The organism is Brucella pituitosa, from assembly GCF_965577835.1.
Classification (GTDB): Bacteria; Pseudomonadota; Alphaproteobacteria; order Rhizobiales; family Rhizobiaceae; genus Brucella; species Brucella pituitosa.
Genome location: NZ_OZ264094.1, coordinates 189,260 through 206,992 on the forward strand (window position 1 = coordinate 189,260; position 17,733 = coordinate 206,992).

Consider the following 17,733-nt stretch of genomic DNA (forward strand, 5'->3'; position numbering starts at 1 on the left):
GGCACTACCACCCTCCCAAAAGGAACAGCAAATTGCGTCGAGGCAACGTCACCCACTGACGCGTGTCTCACTTGAACCCATCGCCGTTCATGACGGCAGAGAAAGGAAGTCTTGATGACCCTTCGTAACGGCCTCGATTCTCTTCTTCGCCCCGAAGATTCGGTCCTCGTGCTGATCGATCACCAGCCTTACCAGTTGGCCAACCTCAACAGCCACGACCCGCAAGCTGTGGTCAACAGCACAACCGCACTGGCGAAGCTGGCAAAAGCCTTCGATGTTCCGACCATTCTGACCAGCGTGATCGCGGGGCGCGGCGGACTTCTCTTTAAGCAGATCACCGACGTATTTCCGGACCAGGAAGTCATTGATCGCACCTGGGTGAACACCTGGCAGGACGAAAATGTGGTAAACGCCGTCAAGGCGACCGGCCGCAAGCAGCTGATCATCGCGGGTCTGTGGACTGAGGTTTGCGTCGCAATGCCCGTGATCCAGGCTGCTGGCGAAGGCTGGGACGTGACCGTGATCACCGACGCGTCGGGTGGGATTTCCAAGGAGTCTCACGAAGTTGCCATCCAGCGGATGATTATGGCTGGTGCGAACGTGATGACCGTGATGGCACTCGCTGGTGAATGGCAACGCGATTGGGCCCGCACCGAACATGTCGATGCACTGACCGAGATTCTCATCCAACATTTCGGTGGCAGCGGCATTGCGTATCTTTGGGAACAGCAGCTTCTCAACACGCCCGTAACTGGCTGATCTCGACCGGCATGGCAAACATTTCGGCGAGGGTTGAAACGCCTGTTTGTTGGCGCTCGTCGCCCTCGCCTCACTGGGAGCTATCTAACGAAACAACCCCGATCATGTGCGCGATTACCCGTGATACCGGCTCGGTGCTTACCGCAAAATTCGCGTTTCCGTGGGTACTGCGCATGCTGCAGGTCTCATCACCTGCGACACTCAGGAAGGAGAATACACCATGGGCTTTGTCACAACCGAGAACGGCATTCAGATTTTCTACAAAGACTGGGGTCCCAAGAACGCCCAGCCGATTGTCTTTCACCATGGTTGGCCGCTCAGCTCAGACGACTGGGACGCGCAGATGCTATTCTTCCTCTCAAAGGGTTATCGCGTCGTCGCTCATGACCGGCGCGGCCATGGGCGCTCCGAGCAGATCGCCCACGGTCACGACATTGCAAACTATGCGGCAGATGCCTTTGCAGTCGTCAAAGCACTGGATCTGAAGAATGCCGTACATATCGGTCACTCCACCGGCGGTGGCGAAGTCGCACGCTACGTGGCAAGATTTGGCGAACCTTCGGGTCGGGTTGCCAAGGCTGTTCTCGTGGCCGCCATTCCGCCCCTGATGCTGAAGACCAGTGACAACCCCGAGGGCACACCAATGGACGTCTTCGACGGTTTTCGGACGGCGCTGATCCGCAATCGCGCGCAGTTCTTCCGCGACGTTGCGTCGGGCCCATTCTACGGTTTCAACCGCAAGGGTGTAGAGGTCCATGAAGGCGTGATCCAAAACTGGTGGCGACAGGGCATGATGGGGAGCGCTATAGCACACCACGATGGCATCAAGGCCTTCTCGGAGACCGATCAGACCGATGACCTTAAGACAATCACCGTGCCGACGCTGGTGCTGCACGGAGAGGACGATCAAGTCGTTCCGATGGCAGCCTCGGCTTTAAAGGCGGTAAACCTGCTGCCGAACGGCTCGTTGAAGACATATCCTGGCTTTTCGCATGGCATGCTGACAATAAATGGTGATGTGTTGAATGCCGACCTTCTGGAGTTTGTCCAGAACTGAAACTGCTGAGGATTAGATAAGAGGATCACAAAATGGGCACGTTTGAATGCAAGACGGCCGCAATTTCTGTCAGATCGACCGGGATCGGCTTTGCATTTGCCAAGCGTTTCATCAATGCGAGAACCTTTGTTGTTCCTCTTTGACTGCACACAGTCGACCCTGGCGAAGCGGTAGTGACACGCGGGTTCAATGCCCGTGCTGTTCCGGGATAAAGAGCGTCGGCGAAGTCATTTCCGAATTTCAGCCTGTATACCGAAACAAAAGCGACAGTACGTAGCGTAGTATCTAATTGGACACTGGAACCGATCAAGCGTCGAATTCACTTCAATGTTTTGTCCCAAGTGACACACGAACTCAAGAGGTGCTTGAACTCATGAGAGACAACGGTATCGAGGTGCATTGGAAATGCAACACCGATCAGACGTGTCGCGAAGCTGGATGAGATCTGCGTGGCAGCAATTTTTCTCGCATCAGGAAACCGCAACTTTATAGCTGGGAGTGAGATATTTGCCAATGGCGCTATTGCCCAAACGTACAATTGTTGCCTCATCCGGCACGTTCTCTCTTGATGAGAAGAACCATCATAAACGTCAGCTGATGTTCCACCGCCTCGTTAGTGGCGCACTCAGATTTCAGTGAATATGAAACGCGTCAGCTGCATCTTTCATCCCAAAGTGAGCAATCTTACAGTGAGATAATCATGAAAGCAGCCATCTACGACCATCCTGGCCCTCCAGAAGTCCTGCGCTATACTGATGTGCCTGACCCGATTTGTCCGAGCAATGGCGTCTTGATCCGTGTCGCGGCCGCCGCTATCGAGGGCGGTGACCTGATCAATCGCGCGTCTGCGCAGCCACCCCATCCAGCCTTCATCGTTGGGTTTGCGGCCGCTGGTGAAATTATTGCGATTGGAGAAAACGTATCGGATCGTCAGGTGGGCCAGAAGGTGACAAGTTTTGATCTCGCCGGATCACACGCGGAGTTACGTGCGGTTGCCGCGAGCCGGACCTGGCTGGTGCCGGAAGGCCTCGACATGCCTGCCGCTGCTGCGTTGCCGATCGCATTCGGAACAGCTCATCACTGCCTGTTCGCACGAGGTAATTTAAATCGCGGCGAAACCGTTCTCATTCAGGCGGGCGCGGGTGGAGTAGGTGTCGCTGCCATCCAACTCGCGCACCGAGCAGGCGCGACGGTGCTCGCGACGGTGTCTGGCGCTGAAAGAGCCGAACGTCTTATCGGTCTCGGGTTGGATTATGTTATCGATCACCATTCGGTCGACGTCATCGATACGGTCATGCGCCTAACTGGTGGGCGTGGCGTTGATCTGGTCATCGACCCGGTTGGCGCGACACTGAAAAACTCCCTTGCGGTGCTTCGCTCGGAGGGGCGCTTGGTGTTTGTCGGCAACGCGGGTGGTTCGGTACTGAGCATCGATCTTTGGCCAGCACTGCAGGCGAACCAATCGCTTCTCGGCGTATTTATGGGAACTCAGTTGGAAAAGCCAGAGATCCATGCCACGATCTCCCGGATGCTGGAACTGGCAGCGACTGGTGATCTTGAGGTGGTTGTGGACAAGATATTCCCACTCGCAAACGCCGCTGCAGCCCACGCCTATGCCGAAAATACATCCATCCTCGGACGCGTCATAATAGTCTCGGACAAATAATATGTACCCCGACACGCCACTGAAAGAACCCTTAACTTCCTGCGGCCTCGATATCTTCCATGGACGGAGTCAACTTCGGCATTAGCCGGTCATGCAGGATGATCACGAACCGCGACAATCAGCGCCATAGAAGCGCTGATTGTCGCCGTCAGGGTCGCGACGACTGAGCCCCCAGCAACACGACAATGGGTCCAGATTAGAGTATGGACTGCAGCGGCTTAAGCGGCGTGAGAAACCGGTTCTACAGCCATTTTCAGCTCCTCGTCAGTTGCCACACGAGGATCGACGTGAGCGCTGCCGGGACGGCTATGACAACAAGCAAGACCGGTAATTCCTGCGCAACCGTGTAGCCGGCTTTGGCAACGCCAACCCACATGTTGGCAAATGAGATCATCAGCCAGACCGGGATAAAGAATTTCAGTCCCGTCGCGATACCAGCCGCATCGCCGCCCCAGAGTTTTCCAAATAGAGCAAACACACCCAAAAGGACAATGCCCCCGCAGATGACCAGCAACATATGCATGAACGCATCCCCGTTATCGCGATGGTGTGATGAACGGCCTGCCCGAGCTGGAAAGCCGATCATCTGTTCTTACTTCGTGGTATAACCGCCGTTGACGAGAATAGTCTGACCAGTCATCCACCATCCGTCCGAAACCATAAATCGGATATATGGCACAATATCCTCAATGTCGGTAAGACCTGTTTTCGAAAAGTTCGATAGAGCAGCTGCAGTTTTATGATACGCAACTGCATCCGCGCCTTCAGCTGGGTAGAAAAACGATGTGTCCATTGGTCCGGGACCGATCGCAGTCACCGAAATACCCCGCTCGCCAAATTCCTTGGATGCCGCACGCGTAAAGTGCTCGACTGGTGCTTTGGTGCCAGCATAGCTCGAGTAAAATGGAGTAAATGCACCGAGCAGTGATGTGACGAGTGTCACCAATTTACCATTATCATTGAGATGTTTACCCGCTTCCTTGATGAAGAAGAAGGCCGTCTTGGCGTTGACCGCACTCATCGCATCATATTCAGCTTCAGAAATCTCGACGATCGGCTTCTTAAGCACTTTTCCGACCGTGTTGATGGCAATGTCCGGGTTACCAATAGCGGCGACCGCATCAGCGAAAAGCCTGGCGACGGCACTCGCTGTGGTCAGATCCGCCTGGAACGCAATGGCTTCAGCACCTGCTGCTTTGACCGCAGCAACAGTCGCGTCCGCCTCCGGTTTGGACGCTGCACTGTTGTAGTGGATCGCAATGGCTTTCGCGCCATGAGCTGCAAGATCGCGTGCAATCAGACCACCAAGGTTTTTTGCACCTCCAGCGATGATGACTGTTTTTCCTTTAATGCTGTGGTCGGTCATGGGGGCTCCTTCGCCGGCATGCGATCGCATTGGCAACCGCTTTCAACTTGAAACTTTATCGCCTAGGATTGCATGATAAAGACGCCCATTCTGACATCACTTGTCAGAAACGCTGCACAATTGGAAAGCCCCACACTTTGGACCGCATAGACCTGTTCCGCATTTTCGCCCGTGTCGTCGAATGTTCGAGCTTTACCCGCGCCGCCGATACGCTCGGTGTGCCGCGTTCCTCCGTCTCGGCGGCAATCCAGGAACTGGAGGGGCGTGTTGGTGCGAGGCTACTCCATCGCACGACGCGCAAGGTCTCGGCGACGCAGGATGGTGCCGCCTTATATGAACGCTGCCTGCGCGTAATCGCCGATGTCGAGGACGCAGAAAACTTGTTCCGCCAGACTGCAGCACAGCCATCAGGCCGCCTGCGGGTCGATGTTCCGGGGCGGATTGGACGCCTGATCATTGCGCCAGCATTGCCCGATTTTTTCGAACTTTATCCGCAGATTGATATCGATTTTGGTGTGACCGATCGTTCAGTCAATCTGGTGGAAGACAGCGTCGATTGTGTGCTGCGCGTTGGCCCTTTAAACGATTCCGCTCTGATCGCGCGACCAATCGGCAAACTACCGCTTATCAATGTTGCGAGCCCCGATTATCTGAGGAACCACGGAACGCCTTGCACGCCCAATGATCTCGGAAGCCATTGGGCGGTCAACTATGCCTCACCGTCCAGTGGGCGCGTCGAGGATTGGGAGTGGATCGAAAACGGGATGCTCAGTACTATGTCGTTACGTGGGCGCGTGACTGTTAACAGCGCCGAAGCCTATATCGCATGCTGCCTGGCTGGGCTCGGACTGATCCAGATCCCAGTTTATGACGTGCGTATCCATCTTGAGGCTGGGGAACTGATCGAAGTCATGCCAGATCATCGCGCCGAACCCATGCCCATGACATTACTTTATCCCCACCGGCAGCACCTCTCGCGGCGCTTGCAGGTCTTTACCAATTGGCTCGAAACCCTGCTCAAACGGCAGCTTTTAGAATAGCCATCGCCGAGCGCAGGTCGGCACAGCAAAAGCCTGGTGATCCCATAGCCTGATAAACGATCAACCGGCTCATCTTACCCTCAGGCAGATAGTTTGACCGCCAGGTCACGATGCGCCCTCGGAAACGCTCATCAGCCTTGTCCGGTGCGCACATGTCGCCAGTCGATATTGCAAGTTATTTAACGGTGCCGTCACATTGTTTGATGCAATGACGTGTCTGGGCCGTGTGGACGAATTGGCTCAGGTGTAAGTTTTCCGGTTCCAGATTTTCTCTCAACGTGATTCACATATTGCCAACGTGATTTGGAGTTCGGCAAAGTGCACCAAGATGACAGAAAGTCACTATAAACTGGCACTGGAGGTTTTTCGGACTTGTCTAACAGCCGTTGGCGCGAAAGCAAAAATGACCGTCTATTTCTTGAGGCGTTACATTATTTCACCCTTCACAACATCTGCTGGCGGGCTTTGCCTGAGCAATTTGGTAACTGGAACAGCATATGGAAGCGTTTTGACCCCTTGGGTAAAGCGGGTGTTTTCGAAGACGATTTTTCCATTTTGGCTGGGCTTGATGAAAGCGCTCATCTGATTGCGATGTTCGATAGCACGGTCATTCGCGCTCATGTTTCCGCAGCCTGTGCCAAAGGGGGCAGAAAGATCAAGCGCTTGGGCGTTCGCGCGGAGGGTTCGGAACCAAAATCTATCAAAACCGACCGAAATGGTCAGCCCCTTGGGTTTGAACTGACCGGAGGCGAAGTCTCCGATAGCAAACAGTTTGAAAGCCTCATGGAAACTGGACCTCAAATCCGGCACCGCGCTATCATTGCTGACAAGGGCTATGATAGCGACGTTAATCGAGAGATTGCGCGAAAGGCTGGCGCTATCCCTGTGATCCCTTACAGATCAAACAGGCAGAATATTCCGAAACATTTTGCCACGGCGCTTTATCGAGGTCGCGCACGTATCGAACAAATGATGGGGAAGCTCAAACGCTTCAAACGTGTCGCATTACGTTGTGAGATAACAGCAAGAAACTTCCGATCCATCGTCGCAATCGCCTGTTTTCGTGGGACCAGCGATTTGTTTATTGAGGGTGACCTGTTCTGACCGCGCTGCAGTGTTTGTGAGCCCCGGCAAAGCGACTGTGTATCGCGACAAAAAATTCATGAAACGGCGCGAAGAGATAGGCTGTTGACCACCAATACTGTGTCGGAGCCGCGTCACAATGCAGATTGGCACGCCATGGGTTAACTCGCAGACATTTCGATCAACGCGTCGCGCAATTGATCCGAAGCACCGTAGAGCGACATATATCCCTCGACTAGAAGCTGCGCATTTCGTCTGTAACCTGCTCGAGACACCAAAACGCCATCGGAAACCGACCTGGCCTTGATAGTCATCTCTAACAAGCCTGCTGGATTCTCGATCGCCATCTCAATCTCAGACCAATCGCCTGTGAGAGCTTGCAGGTTCTCCGCGCATTTGTTCGCTACAGTGCCGGGTAAAAGTGACGCAGCTGCAAGACAGCAGCCTCCAGAAACTGCGAGAGACTGGTGGCACTGTTGGGGCGTAAAATATCGGACACTCAGTTTACCACTTCCTCGAGCAGGAGATACCAGACAAATCTTCGGAATTGTCTCCGAGCGGGCGAGGTCCTCACGTGTCATCGGCGCTCCGTCTCGTTTCTTGAGACCCATCAGCAAACCTGCGCTAATCCATACCTCTCTGAGATCATCCATCAGCTTTTTATTGCCTGAGAGCTCGGATGGGCTTTCGTCTCCTGTCATGCCAAATTCTGAGGCCTCACAGATCACCATAGGCACTGCCACATCTACACATGATACGGTTTTACCTTGGATGATATTCACTGCGCTACCGGTAGGAAGAAGGCGGCCGGTTTTCGATCCCACCGGTTCATTGAGAAAAAGATCCACGCTTGGGAATTGACCTGCAACGCCCGGAATTTCGCTACATGAAAATTTTCCGCCAGAATCTTTATGCATGCGCGCAAGCGTTGTTACACCAGTATTGGTATTAAAAATATCGACCTCGAGATTACCGGTTTTCTGGTCAAACCAGCCGATTTCTGAGAGCCAAAGCGGAATCGCCGAAGACATATTCCCGCAATTCACACTCCAATCGATATCCGACTTAGTTGCTGCGAGTTGGGCTAAGGTACTAGAAACCTTTCCCTTATCGCGATCGATGCTGACGAGGAACGCCTTGTTGCTAGTCGGGTAGCCACGGCCCAGACCAGTCGTCTGACTATTTTTATCGATAACTCCGTTCAAAGGGACCCCAAAAATGTGTCGCAGCAACTCCTCGCGTAACGCCAGTTCTTTTGGGACGTACGCCTCGTTAAAAATCACGCCGGTGGACGTTCCACCACGCATATGATGGACCGGGTAACTGAGAACACCGTCTATTGTACGAATTTTCAGATGCTCATTCATCTTCGTCTCCCTGTCTTGTTTTTTAGGGACTACACCGAGTTTGCTCTGAAGCCAGCCACTCACGGACGTGCTCGACAGTTTGGGTGAAATATTCCTGGTAGTTATTCTTGGTGACGAAGCCGATGTGAGGCGTGCAAATCACGTTCTGCTGCCATCGAAATGGGTCATCGGCTGGAAGAGGCTCTTCGGGGAACACGTCTAGTGCTGCACCGGCTATGCGCCTCGTCGACAAAACAACCCTCAAAGCCTGCTGATCTACCAGCTGTGATCGCGATGTATTGATCAACCAAGCTGAGGGTTTCATTGTGTTCAATTCTGCCTCGCCTACAAGGCCTTGCGTCGTAGAACTAAACGACATGTGGATGGTCACGAAGTCCGCCTTTTCGAACAAAGCTTCCTTGCTTTGATAGGTAGCTCCTGCCGCAGACGCACGCTCCTGGGTGAGATTTGGGCTCCATGCCTCGACCTCCATGCCGAAGGCTTTGGCTACGGCGGCGACGCGTGAGCCAATACGACCAAGCCCCACGACCCCAAGGACACCACCTTCAAGGTCGGTGCTGACATTGTTCTGCCAGCCACCATCCCGAACCGATCGCGTCTGCTCGCCAAGATTACAAGCAGCAGACAGAATGAGTGCCCAAGTCAGTTCAACTGGCCCATTGGCCCTGCTTCCGGTCATCCGGACTCGAACGCCTGCTTGTTCAGCAGCATCTACATCAAGTGCCGCATTTGATCGGCCTGTCGAGCATATAAACTTGAGGTTCGGCAGTAGTGAGATAACCTCCGCGCTCAACCGAGTGCGCTCTCTCATCAGGCAAAGCGCATCGAATGGTCGAAGGGTTTCAGTCAGTGTTTCAGGGTTAAGTGGCTCATGAAAGGCTGTGATTTCGACAAGCCCATTCAAAACGGACCAATCGGCAGACTTCAGAGCGACATTCTGGTAATCATCGAGAAGTGCAAGCTTGAGCATCATCACCGCTCACGACATCTTAACTCGGTAGCGAAACCGATCCCCGCGCCCGTAAGCACGCCTCACTTCAAGTACTCCGTCAGCGCTTTTCGACAGGCGGTCAATCTGGACGACCGGTGCACCGACTTCCACGGAAAAAACGCTGGCAAGCCGATCGTTCGCCAGGCCAACCGATATCTCGTCCTCGACACCAGTAACCAGACGCGAGAAACGACGCTCATAGTAGGGATATAACAAGGGCCCGATTTCGTGCTCTTCATCTTTCAAAACAGCTTCGAACTTCGGGTGAGAGAGATAGATGTCCTCCAGCATGAGAACCTCTCCGCTCCAAAGCCGGATGCGCTCTATATGAATAACCTCGGCGCTGCGCAGGAACTTTGTGTCTGGGACGAGGTCCAATGGAGCGGGCTCCACGACTCTTGAAAGCAGACGGCTCTCTGGAACGGTTTTGTGGCCGGACTGAGACGTGTCCTCGAAGTTAAACCATCGAAAAAGACTATTGTGGAAGGACGGTCGCCGAACGAATGTACCGCTTCCATGCCTGCGCTCCAGAAGCCCCTCATTGACCAGTTGCTCTACAGCCTTACGGACGGTATGGACCGAAACACCATACTCTGATGACAACTCGCTTTCTGTCGGAATTGCCTCATCAACTTTCCAAACGAGCTCTGCAACCTGTGTTGCCAGCACGTCACGGAGCCGAGCGTAAAGCGGTAATCTGTGGTCGCCGTCTAATAACATAAATCACCTTTTTTCCAGCTTATCGCACAACCCGGATAATTCATCAAGTCATTCAGTCATACGTATAACCGGTTGACAGGTTGAATATTTGTGGCTTTATGGAGAGGAATTGAACGGGAGGAATTATGGACAATTCTCAAGCGAACGATGCACAGATCGTAAAAAAGGTGGCGTGGCGGATCGTGCCCTTGATGGGCCTTTGCTACTTCGTGAACTATCTAGACCGCGTAAACATCGGCTTTGCAGCCCTCACTATGAACCAGGATCTGGGGCTCACAGCCACCCAGTTCGGTTGGGGTGCAGGCCTCTTTTTCTTGGCATATTTCACATTTGAGATTCCAAGCAGCCTTGCGATGCAGCGGTACGGTGCAAGAAATTGGATCGTGCGGATTATGGTCACCTGGGGTATTATCTCAGCAGCGGCTGCCTTTGCTCAAGGCCCGATGAGTTTCTACGTTATCCGCTTCCTGTTGGGAGCAGCGGAAGCTGGCTTTTTCCCTGCAGCAATTTTCTACGTGATGTACTGGTTCCCGAAGGTATACCGAGTTCGCATCACCGCCCTCTTCATGACCGCGATACCGCTTTCCGGCTTGATCGGCGCCCCCCTTTCAGCATGGCTCCTTTCTCACGACGGTATCGTTGGCCTTAGAGGATGGCAGTGGATGTTTATTGTAGAAGGCTTGCCTGCTTGTTTGCTGGGTATCGCTGTATTTGTGTTCCTGCCGAAATCGATCTCCGACGCTAAATTTCTTACTGAAGGTGAGAAACAAAGGCTAAGCCAATTGATGTCCTTAGAGACCCAAGGTGGCCGACACGTTGCATCTTTCTGGGCATCTATCGTTGATAAGCGCGTACTGGTACTGGCGATTGTTCAGATGGGCTTCACGGTTGCTTCCTACGGCATCGGCATCTGGCTGCCGCAGATCCTGAAAGAGCACCAACTGTCGATTAATATGATCGGTTTGCTTTCCGCTCTTCCTTACCTCGTCGCTGTTATCGGAATGGTTTGGTGGGGCAAGATCGCACGGAAGCGCAGCTCTTCTCTCATCGACCTCGTGGTCGCTTGCACAGTCGGCGGCATCGGAATGTTCATTACCGCTGCAACATCAAACCTTTGGTTTGCAATCTTCGGCATCTCGGTAAGCCTCATCGGCAACATGGCTGCGAGACCTATGTTTTGGCCTGTGCCTACGATGTTCTTGACCGGAGGAGCAGCGGCTGGCGGGATCGCGATGATCAATTCGATTGGCAACCTGGGTGGCTTTCTTGGACCCTGGTTCGTTGGAATCGCAAAGGATTTGACGGGATCATTCACATGGGGCGTCGCGTTTATGGCCGCATTCATGATCCTTTCCGCGGTCCTTTCACAGGTAATCGCTGTCATGTTGAAGCGTGACCACCGCGAGCTTACTGCAACAAACTGACCTGTGATTGGAGGCTCCATTATGTTCGAAGGCCAACTTACATCTCTGCGTAGACTTGATGTCGAAATGGGCGAGATAGCATACCGCCTGCGGTCACCGCTTACAGAGAAAAGTCCGCGACTTGTCTTGATACATGCATTGGCTATGGACTCTTCACAGTGGACCGAATTCGCTTCGCATGTTCCACAGGATTGGGGTCTTCTCATTCCAGATTGCAGAGCTCACGGAGACAGCTTTGGCCCTCCGGGACCATACACAATCAAAGCTTTCTCCCACGATCTGGCTGAACTGATGAAGGCGATTGGCTGGGAAAAGAGCGTTGTCGCAGGTTGTTCGATGGGTGGGTGTATCGCGCAGGCAATGGCGATTGATTATCCGGAATTGGTTGAAGATCTCATCTTGATCGATACGACGGCCTATTACGGGAATCATGCCGCATCGAAATGGGAACAAAGGTCAACCACCGCGATCCGCGATGGGCTGAAAGCCCTCCTACCCTTTCAACTCGAACGTTGGTTCACCGATGAGTTCGTAAGCGCCAACCCGGAAATCGTGGCACGCTGTGAGGACGTGTTTATCAAAAACAATCCTCATCACTATGCCGAAGTTTGCAAAGCGCTTGCTGAAGTCGATCTACGGACGCAACTCAATCAGATACGAGCCAGAACTCTCGTGATTGTTGCAGAGCATGACTACGCCACTCCACTATCCATGGCGCAGGAAATGGCATGGAACATATCTGGCGCCGAACTCGTGATCCTGAAAAACGCGAAACACTTTGCACCGATCGAGTGCTCTGAGAAGGTAGTATATATTATCGAGCGCTTTCTCAATCCGGGAGGAGTTGGCGATGACATTTGAGTTGAACCGACGCAGCCTGCTCCAAGGATTTGCAGGGCTGGCCATGGTGGCTGGCTCACCTGTCTTAGCATGCGCAAAGCCGCCACAAATTACATTTGACGCCCATTTCCATATTCTGGAGCCAGGGTTTCCCTTGGTCGAGAACCAGGGATATTTGCCGCCGAAGTACACTTTGCAGCAGTATCAGCAAGATTCCAAAAACTGGAATGCTACCGGGGGAGCTATCGTATCAGGTTCCTACCAGGCCTTCGATCAAACCTACCTCATTCATACTCTTTCGAAGCTGGACAGAAATTGGGTCGGCGTCACTCAACTCCCATTCGATATATCAGACGACGAAATAGATCGCCTCGCTAAAGCTCGTGTCAGAGGTGTCAGATTCAACTTGAAACGCGGAGAATCGTACGATTTCGGTAGCATCTCCAAGCTTGCACATCGCGTCCATAAAATTGGTGGAATGCATTCAGAGTTCTATGCGGATGCGTCCACTCTCGTGCCTTACGTCAGTGAGCTACGAGAGTTGCCACAAATATCGTTAGACCACCTTGGGCTCTCACGAGAAGGTCTTCCGACGCTGCTGAAGCTAGTCGAAAGCGGGGCAAAGGTGAAAGCGTCCGGGTTTGGCCGGTTGAACTTCGACCCATTGGAAGTCATGAAGAATATCTCGGAGATCAATGAAGACGCTCTTATATTTGGAAGCGATGTCCCTTCTACGAGGGCTAAGCGGCCCTTCGAGCTTCGAGATGTGGAGTTAATCAGGGACAACTTCAATGAAGCGATATCGGCAAAGATCTTCTCTGAGAACGGTAAGTCGTTTTATCGTATCTAAAAATCTCGATGGATGGGAGCTGGAACTATGTTGACACTGATACCCAAGCCAGGTCGGCTTGGGTGACCGATAACGCTATTTTCCAGTCGGCACCGCTTGCACCTAATTGTTGTGGGGCCGTTCCATGCCCCGTTATTGGGACGCCACTTGGCCTTGTCGCAAATATTTCAGCAGGTTAAAACGGCCTTATCTCTGGACACAATTATGCTGCGAGCTCTGCAAAGACCTTGAATGACGAACGGGTCTCATTCGCGAATTGGCTTTTGCGGATCACAGCGCCACCTCAATACCCACAATGGTAGCTGAAGCTGAATGAAATGCTTTAAAGCATCACATGTGCTTAGTGAGCCACTTGATGAACCGATGGTCAGCTCAGGGATATTGTTCATGTATTTGCCGGAACGAATGGCAATGGGTTTGCCAGGCTGGCTGAGCCGGTTCTCTACATCACATTGCAAGATAGCTGTTCTATTGGTCTCACTTCCGTCAATGGTAGTTCGCTTCGGCCTGCCGTGTTTAGCCAAAGCCTTACGTATAAAGCGTTTGGCAGCGGCTAAATCAGGTTCCTTGTTGAAGTAGAGCTCAATCGTATCCCCGTTGCTATCAATCACACGATATAAGTACAGCCACTTGCCTTTGACCTTGATATAGGTTTCATCCAGGTTCCATTTGCGTGTGACCTGACACTTTTTTCTGATTGAAACGTTCAAGCAGTTTTGGACTGAAGTAAATGACCCAGCAAAGCGCGGTGGAAAGATTGCAACAAGACCGGCTATCTCCCCGAAGCGGTTAATCGCTGCATCCCCTTTGCCCTAGGCATAGAACAGTCACAGCACAAATCCGTCAATCAGGTTGACTGCTACGACTAAAGCGCTAGTTGCAAATCTGGAAAACTGCAAAGCTCATTGTCTAATTTCCCAATTAAATATCATACCAGTGGCACGACCGCGTCAGCCTCTCATCATATTAATACCAAGAATCGGTTTCCAAACTCGTGCCATTGAGGACTCATAACACACCAATCCATAAACGAATTTCTAGACCAACAAATCTGCGTTCACAAATTCGCTAACACGGGTCAAAATTTCTTACTTAAACTGGCATTAGCGCCATTTTGAGTGAGGCCCGATCCAAACTGTCCCTGATAAGCCAGGCCAAGTTTAGCATTTTCTGCAACTGCGAAATCAAGCCCAACCTCAATGAGTGCAGTATCTTTGCCAATCGAGTTTCCGGTAGCAGTGAAGCCGTTGGAGCCTGCTGCAAAACTCACTGTTGAAGCTGGGATTACGTCGCCGAAACCATGCCGCCAGCCAAGGTCAGCGCGTGCGGTTGTTAAGACATTACCGAGATCAATGATGGTCGAAGTGCGGATGCCAAGGGTCGACAATGTGGTTTCCATCGTGCCGGGCTGAACGACCAGCGCCGCACCATTATGGCCCGCTTCTCTAAAGCCATCAGTCTCCAGATGCACATAAGCGAGATTGGCGTAAGGTTCTATAATTGAGCGCTGATTGAGACTGTGTTTATAGCCCAGTTCACCAAAAACCTGAAGCGTGCCAGCATTGTAGTCCGCCGATAGATTATCGGAAAAACCATTGAAGATGACTGAACGGCTCATCTCAATCTTATGCCAAGAATAGCTTAAACCAGCACGCAAGCCCACAGCACCTTCTACTGTCGCCCATTCGGTCCCCGTATAGGCACCAATGGTATAATTATCGCTGGATCCGGAAGAGTTTAAGCGAGCAGTGTTGACGGTGGAACGGCTGTAGCCCGCCATAATACCCAGCCGCCAATTATCATAGACACTTGCATCGATACCTGTGATAAAACCACCGAGTGTGGATTTTGTACGCGCAGCATTTGCATCTCCCGACTGGCTTGACCAGCTGCCAGATACAGCCCCCCAAGCTATATATTGGTTCAGATCCTCCAGATTAGTTCGAGCGGACTCGACTTTTTCAATCGCCGCTTCGGCTTGAGTTGTTTTCTGTTTCGGAGCAAAGGCCAGCACTGAAACCGGTGTTACAGGCATACCGCCAAAAGCTTGCGACAAACGGCTATTGACCGACAGCCGGGTGGCAACACTTGTATTGGCAATTACACTCGCAGCTGAAGCATAGGCCTCTCCTGAAAGCTGCGGCAGAACCGATCTTATAATCGAACCATCGGCTGCAGAAAAATCAAGGGCTGCCAGTAATGGCTGCATCACAGGCACAACATTGTGGCTCATCACATCGAGCGCATAGCCCACATCTTGGCTGTTGGCGGTGTCACCATATTGCGAATAGGCATTAACAATGCGGGTAAGTGAAACTGTATAGCTGTTACCACCATCGTTGGTCGCAGTTGCACTCAGCGTCGGTGACGTGAGGCTCGTTTTGACTTTATTAAAAGCGCCATTGAACGTATTGGCTTGCAGCCACTGATCCGACGTGACACTAAAACCGCTAGCGTAGTAGCCGCGCTCCGGTGCAAAGGCGATTGCGCCGCCAAGTTCGGCATTGCCGTCAACAATCAGGTTGCTGATTGTCTTTTGGTCGTTGAAGGCAAGCTGTAGTGTTCCATTTGTTGACTGGCCATAATTTCCAGTAATTGTAATGGCTTGCCCTGAGACTGAAGGATTGAGCACACCAGCATTGCTAAACCGCTGCGTTGCATCGATCTGATAGGATCCGGTTCCGGCCAGGATGGCTGTTTCAGCCACCCTCGCATTATAGAGCAGATGATCCCCGGTCAGGGTCGTGGTCCCGCCATCAATCTGTAACGACAGATTTTTACCGGTGGCATTGCCATCATAAGTGAGTGCAAAATCGGAATCGACACGATCAGTCGAATGGCCATCGCTATCGGCTTCCAGACCAAAGGTTAGATTGGTCAAACGAAGATCATCATCCTCATCAACCTCTGCATAGTTGGAAATAATGTCACCAGCGATGGTCGCTCCCTGCATGACATTGATCTCACTAACATAAGCATTGTCCGACATATAAATCGCAGCTTTCGTGCCGGCCACTCGCCCAGTCAGATCAAACGTTGAGATTAAAGATCCGTTGATTTCGTTCCGTGTCGCCTGCAAAGCTTCCGGGGTGTATCGACTAAGAGATTGATCCCCGCGAAGGATGTAAGAACCTCTATATTCGCCAATCGGACCATCATCCCCCATTGCATTATGGCCAAAATCAAAGCTCACAGCGACACCGTCTCTACCAAGTGCCTGTATATCGCCGCGATGTGTAAGTGTATGGTCTTTACCGTAAGAAAACATGACGCCGCGCCCGTTTACGCCATCTGCATAAACACGGATGCCAGGCAGAATGGTCAGATCGTTGCTGCCACCGTCAACACGAATTCCAGCGCCTCCTGCTCCAGCGGACAGCAGATCAGCACGCTGGATTATTGTGTTATTGCTACCATAAACATGCAATCCAAGACCAAGCGTCGCCGTATTATATGTTTCTTGAAGATAAGCTGTCCCTGCAGCATTTCGTCCAAAAAACGGGTTATCATTTATGAGGATCTGATTGTCTCCGTAAACGGAGTAGCCAAAGAAATTCCGGCGATCTATCTTGTAGCCGAGATCCTGCAATATAGCCAATTCCGCTTCCATAAAATTCGTATAATTGCGGTAAGGCTGATGGCTCATCAAGCTGTTTTTCAGTTCGATATGAGCCAAAAAAGGCATGTCTGGCACATTGGGATCTCGAGAAGATACCATACTTAGCGGCACACCCGCCATTGCTCCTGCAAGCACGTCATCGACATGTGCACCACCGAAATATGCGCTATTATTGCGAACATCAAATATGTCTTCAGGTCCCAAAGGCTCGTCATCATCATTAAGCGCAATGTTGTCGCAGAATGAGCACCAGACAATTTGATCCGGCCTGCTTTGTTGTCCATTGTCGTCATAAAGATGGCTTATCCAGGAATTTGGGTTTTCATCTATGTAAATAAGAGCCGAGCCATCGTCCTGTTCGTCACCCTGAAAATTACTCGAAATCCCCAAAGCATGCCCGATTTCATGGATCATTGTTCCCGTGAGCGAAATTTCTGACGTCATGGGAAGCTGAGAGGGGGTGTAGTCCACTTTTGCCCAGGGAAGAGTGCCGATCTGGATAAACCCTTGAGCTTCATTGAGCAGGTCGCCGGGCCTCTGGCCTATTAAGGCTGCCTGGACTTTTGTAGGTGCGCCCTCTCGCTCAGAGGCTATAGGGCTGGTAGCATACGCATTATAGTCATCCATCGTACCTATATTGAAGATCGCGGGCGATGATCCGGGAATGACCTGAATGATTTCACCCCAATGATTGATGGCGAGATTAAGTTGACCAACGTCAAACGATGAAAGGTTCCAGGTTGATGAATTACCATCGGCACCAAACGCCCCATCGTTAACGCCGTAATATTTTGCGGTTATGAATGGCTGCCCTTTTGAGTCAAGAAAATCGTATGTTTCTTGTGCCCAAACGGCTGTCGATAAACACGTTCCCGACACAAGAGCAAAAGCCGTCACAATGGTAGACTTCATGATTTTATTGCCTCGTTATAAGCATATTGCCAAGCTCGG

Annotated in this window: 14 protein-coding genes and 1 pseudogene; 8 read left to right on the forward strand and 7 right to left on the reverse strand. The window is 52.0% G+C overall.

Annotation, left to right across the window (positions count from 1 at the left end; genetic code table 11):
• Nucleotides 1-114: 114 nt before the first annotated feature.
• The 3 genes from ACSME1_RS20100 to ACSME1_RS20110 all read left to right on the forward strand — a co-directional run bounded on the left by ACSME1_RS20100 (nt 115) and on the right by ACSME1_RS20110 (nt 3,482).
• A complete protein-coding gene (locus ACSME1_RS20100) occupies nt 115-759 on the forward strand; it encodes a hydrolase (protein ID WP_105707206.1) in 645 nt (214 codons plus the stop codon).
• Nucleotides 760-979: 220 nt separating this feature from the next.
• A complete protein-coding gene (locus ACSME1_RS20105; RefSeq protein WP_105707208.1) occupies nt 980-1,816 on the forward strand; it encodes an alpha/beta fold hydrolase in 837 nt (278 codons plus the stop codon).
• 700 nt (nt 1,817-2,516) lie between these two features.
• Entirely contained in the window at nt 2,517-3,482 is a 966-nt protein-coding gene (locus ACSME1_RS20110; protein WP_105707210.1) for a quinone oxidoreductase family protein, read from the forward strand.
• 253 nt (nt 3,483-3,735) lie between these two features.
• Here ACSME1_RS20110 and ACSME1_RS20115 read toward each other — a convergent pair whose 3' ends face one another.
• Together ACSME1_RS20115 and ACSME1_RS20120 are read right to left on the reverse strand one after the other, a co-directional pair.
• On the reverse strand, nt 3,736-4,005 hold the full coding sequence (locus ACSME1_RS20115) for a hypothetical protein (protein WP_105707263.1): 270 nt from the start codon (nt 4,003-4,005) through the stop codon (nt 3,736-3,738).
• A 69-nt stretch (nt 4,006-4,074) separates the two neighbouring features.
• Nucleotides 4,075-4,848, reverse strand: a complete 774-nt coding sequence (locus tag ACSME1_RS20120) for an SDR family oxidoreductase (RefSeq protein WP_105707265.1) — start codon at nt 4,846-4,848, stop codon at nt 4,075-4,077.
• 137 nt (nt 4,849-4,985) lie between these two features.
• Between ACSME1_RS20120 and ACSME1_RS20125 the strand changes: the two genes are divergently transcribed.
• Together ACSME1_RS20125 and ACSME1_RS20130 are read left to right on the forward strand one after the other, a co-directional pair.
• Nucleotides 4,986-5,888, forward strand: coding sequence for a LysR family transcriptional regulator (locus ACSME1_RS20125; protein ID WP_105707212.1), 903 nt, complete (start codon nt 4,986-4,988; stop codon nt 5,886-5,888).
• Nucleotides 5,889-6,260: 372 nt separating this feature from the next.
• Nucleotides 6,261-6,992 carry an IS5 family transposase gene (locus tag ACSME1_RS20130; RefSeq protein ID WP_105707214.1) on the forward strand — a complete coding sequence of 244 codons (732 nt, stop codon included), beginning with the start codon at nt 6,261-6,263 and terminating at the stop codon, nt 6,990-6,992.
• Nucleotides 6,993-7,132: 140 nt separating this feature from the next.
• Here ACSME1_RS20130 and ACSME1_RS20135 read toward each other — a convergent pair whose 3' ends face one another.
• Genes ACSME1_RS20135 through ACSME1_RS20145 form a run of 3 tightly spaced genes read right to left on the reverse strand, consistent with a single transcriptional unit; the run spans nt 7,133 to nt 10,049 of the window.
• Nucleotides 7,133-8,338 (reverse strand): PrpF domain-containing protein, encoded by a 1,206-nt coding sequence (locus tag ACSME1_RS20135; protein WP_105707216.1) that lies wholly within the window; start codon nt 8,336-8,338, stop codon nt 7,133-7,135.
• A gap of 22 nt (nt 8,339-8,360) precedes the next feature.
• Nucleotides 8,361-9,311, reverse strand: a complete 951-nt coding sequence (locus ACSME1_RS20140; RefSeq protein ID WP_210202179.1) for a D-2-hydroxyacid dehydrogenase family protein — start codon at nt 9,309-9,311, stop codon at nt 8,361-8,363.
• 6 nt (nt 9,312-9,317) lie between these two features.
• A complete protein-coding gene (locus ACSME1_RS20145; protein ID WP_105707218.1) occupies nt 9,318-10,049 on the reverse strand; it encodes a GntR family transcriptional regulator in 732 nt (243 codons plus the stop codon).
• 125 nt (nt 10,050-10,174) lie between these two features.
• Here ACSME1_RS20145 and ACSME1_RS20150 point away from each other — a divergent pair, with 125 nt between their 5' ends.
• The 3 genes from ACSME1_RS20150 to ACSME1_RS20160 all read left to right on the forward strand — a co-directional run bounded on the left by ACSME1_RS20150 (nt 10,175) and on the right by ACSME1_RS20160 (nt 13,163).
• Nucleotides 10,175-11,473: an MFS transporter gene (locus tag ACSME1_RS20150; RefSeq protein WP_105707220.1), complete on the forward strand. Its 1,299-nt coding sequence runs from the start codon at nt 10,175-10,177 to the stop codon at nt 11,471-11,473.
• A gap of 66 nt (nt 11,474-11,539) precedes the next feature.
• Nucleotides 11,540-12,334 (forward strand): alpha/beta fold hydrolase, encoded by a 795-nt coding sequence (locus ACSME1_RS20155; RefSeq protein WP_435655787.1) that lies wholly within the window; start codon nt 11,540-11,542, stop codon nt 12,332-12,334.
• Nucleotides 12,324-13,163: an amidohydrolase family protein gene (locus tag ACSME1_RS20160; protein WP_210202180.1), complete on the forward strand. Its 840-nt coding sequence runs from the start codon at nt 12,324-12,326 to the stop codon at nt 13,161-13,163. Before ACSME1_RS20155 ends, ACSME1_RS20160 begins: the two co-directional genes overlap by 11 nt.
• Nucleotides 13,164-13,496: 333 nt before the next feature.
• Here the strand turns inward: ACSME1_RS20160 and ACSME1_RS20165 are convergent.
• Both ACSME1_RS20165 and ACSME1_RS20170 read right to left on the reverse strand, forming a co-directional pair.
• Nucleotides 13,497-13,916, reverse strand: a pseudogene (locus ACSME1_RS20165) (DDE-type integrase/transposase/recombinase); the annotation flags it as partial.
• A gap of 325 nt (nt 13,917-14,241) precedes the next feature.
• Nucleotides 14,242-17,694 (reverse strand): autotransporter outer membrane beta-barrel domain-containing protein, encoded by a 3,453-nt coding sequence (locus ACSME1_RS20170; RefSeq protein WP_435655693.1) that lies wholly within the window; start codon nt 17,692-17,694, stop codon nt 14,242-14,244.
• Nucleotides 17,695-17,733: the final 39 nt, after the last annotated feature.

Coding starts and splice junctions, on each gene's coding strand:
- ACSME1_RS20100 (WP_105707206.1), top strand. CDS start 115: ATGACCCTTCGTAACGGCCTCGATTCTCTTCTTCGCCCCGAAGATTCG.
- ACSME1_RS20105 (WP_105707208.1), top strand. CDS start 980: ATGGGCTTTGTCACAACCGAGAACGGCATTCAGATTTTCTACAAAGAC.
- ACSME1_RS20110 (WP_105707210.1), top strand. CDS start 2,517: ATGAAAGCAGCCATCTACGACCATCCTGGCCCTCCAGAAGTCCTGCGC.
- ACSME1_RS20115 (WP_105707263.1), bottom strand. CDS start 4,005: ATGCATATGTTGCTGGTCATCTGCGGGGGCATTGTCCTTTTGGGTGTG.
- ACSME1_RS20120 (WP_105707265.1), bottom strand. CDS start 4,848: ATGACCGACCACAGCATTAAAGGAAAAACAGTCATCATCGCTGGAGGT.
- ACSME1_RS20135 (WP_105707216.1), bottom strand. CDS start 8,338: ATGAATGAGCATCTGAAAATTCGTACAATAGACGGTGTTCTCAGTTAC.
- ACSME1_RS20140 (WP_210202179.1), bottom strand. CDS start 9,311: ATGATGCTCAAGCTTGCACTTCTCGATGATTACCAGAATGTCGCTCTG.
- ACSME1_RS20145 (WP_105707218.1), bottom strand. CDS start 10,049: ATGTTATTAGACGGCGACCACAGATTACCGCTTTACGCTCGGCTCCGT.
- ACSME1_RS20150 (WP_105707220.1), top strand. CDS start 10,175: ATGGACAATTCTCAAGCGAACGATGCACAGATCGTAAAAAAGGTGGCG.
- ACSME1_RS20155 (WP_435655787.1), top strand. CDS start 11,540: ATGGGCGAGATAGCATACCGCCTGCGGTCACCGCTTACAGAGAAAAGT.
- ACSME1_RS20160 (WP_210202180.1), top strand. CDS start 12,324: ATGACATTTGAGTTGAACCGACGCAGCCTGCTCCAAGGATTTGCAGGG.
- ACSME1_RS20170 (WP_435655693.1), bottom strand. CDS start 17,694: ATGAAGTCTACCATTGTGACGGCTTTTGCTCTTGTGTCGGGAACGTGT.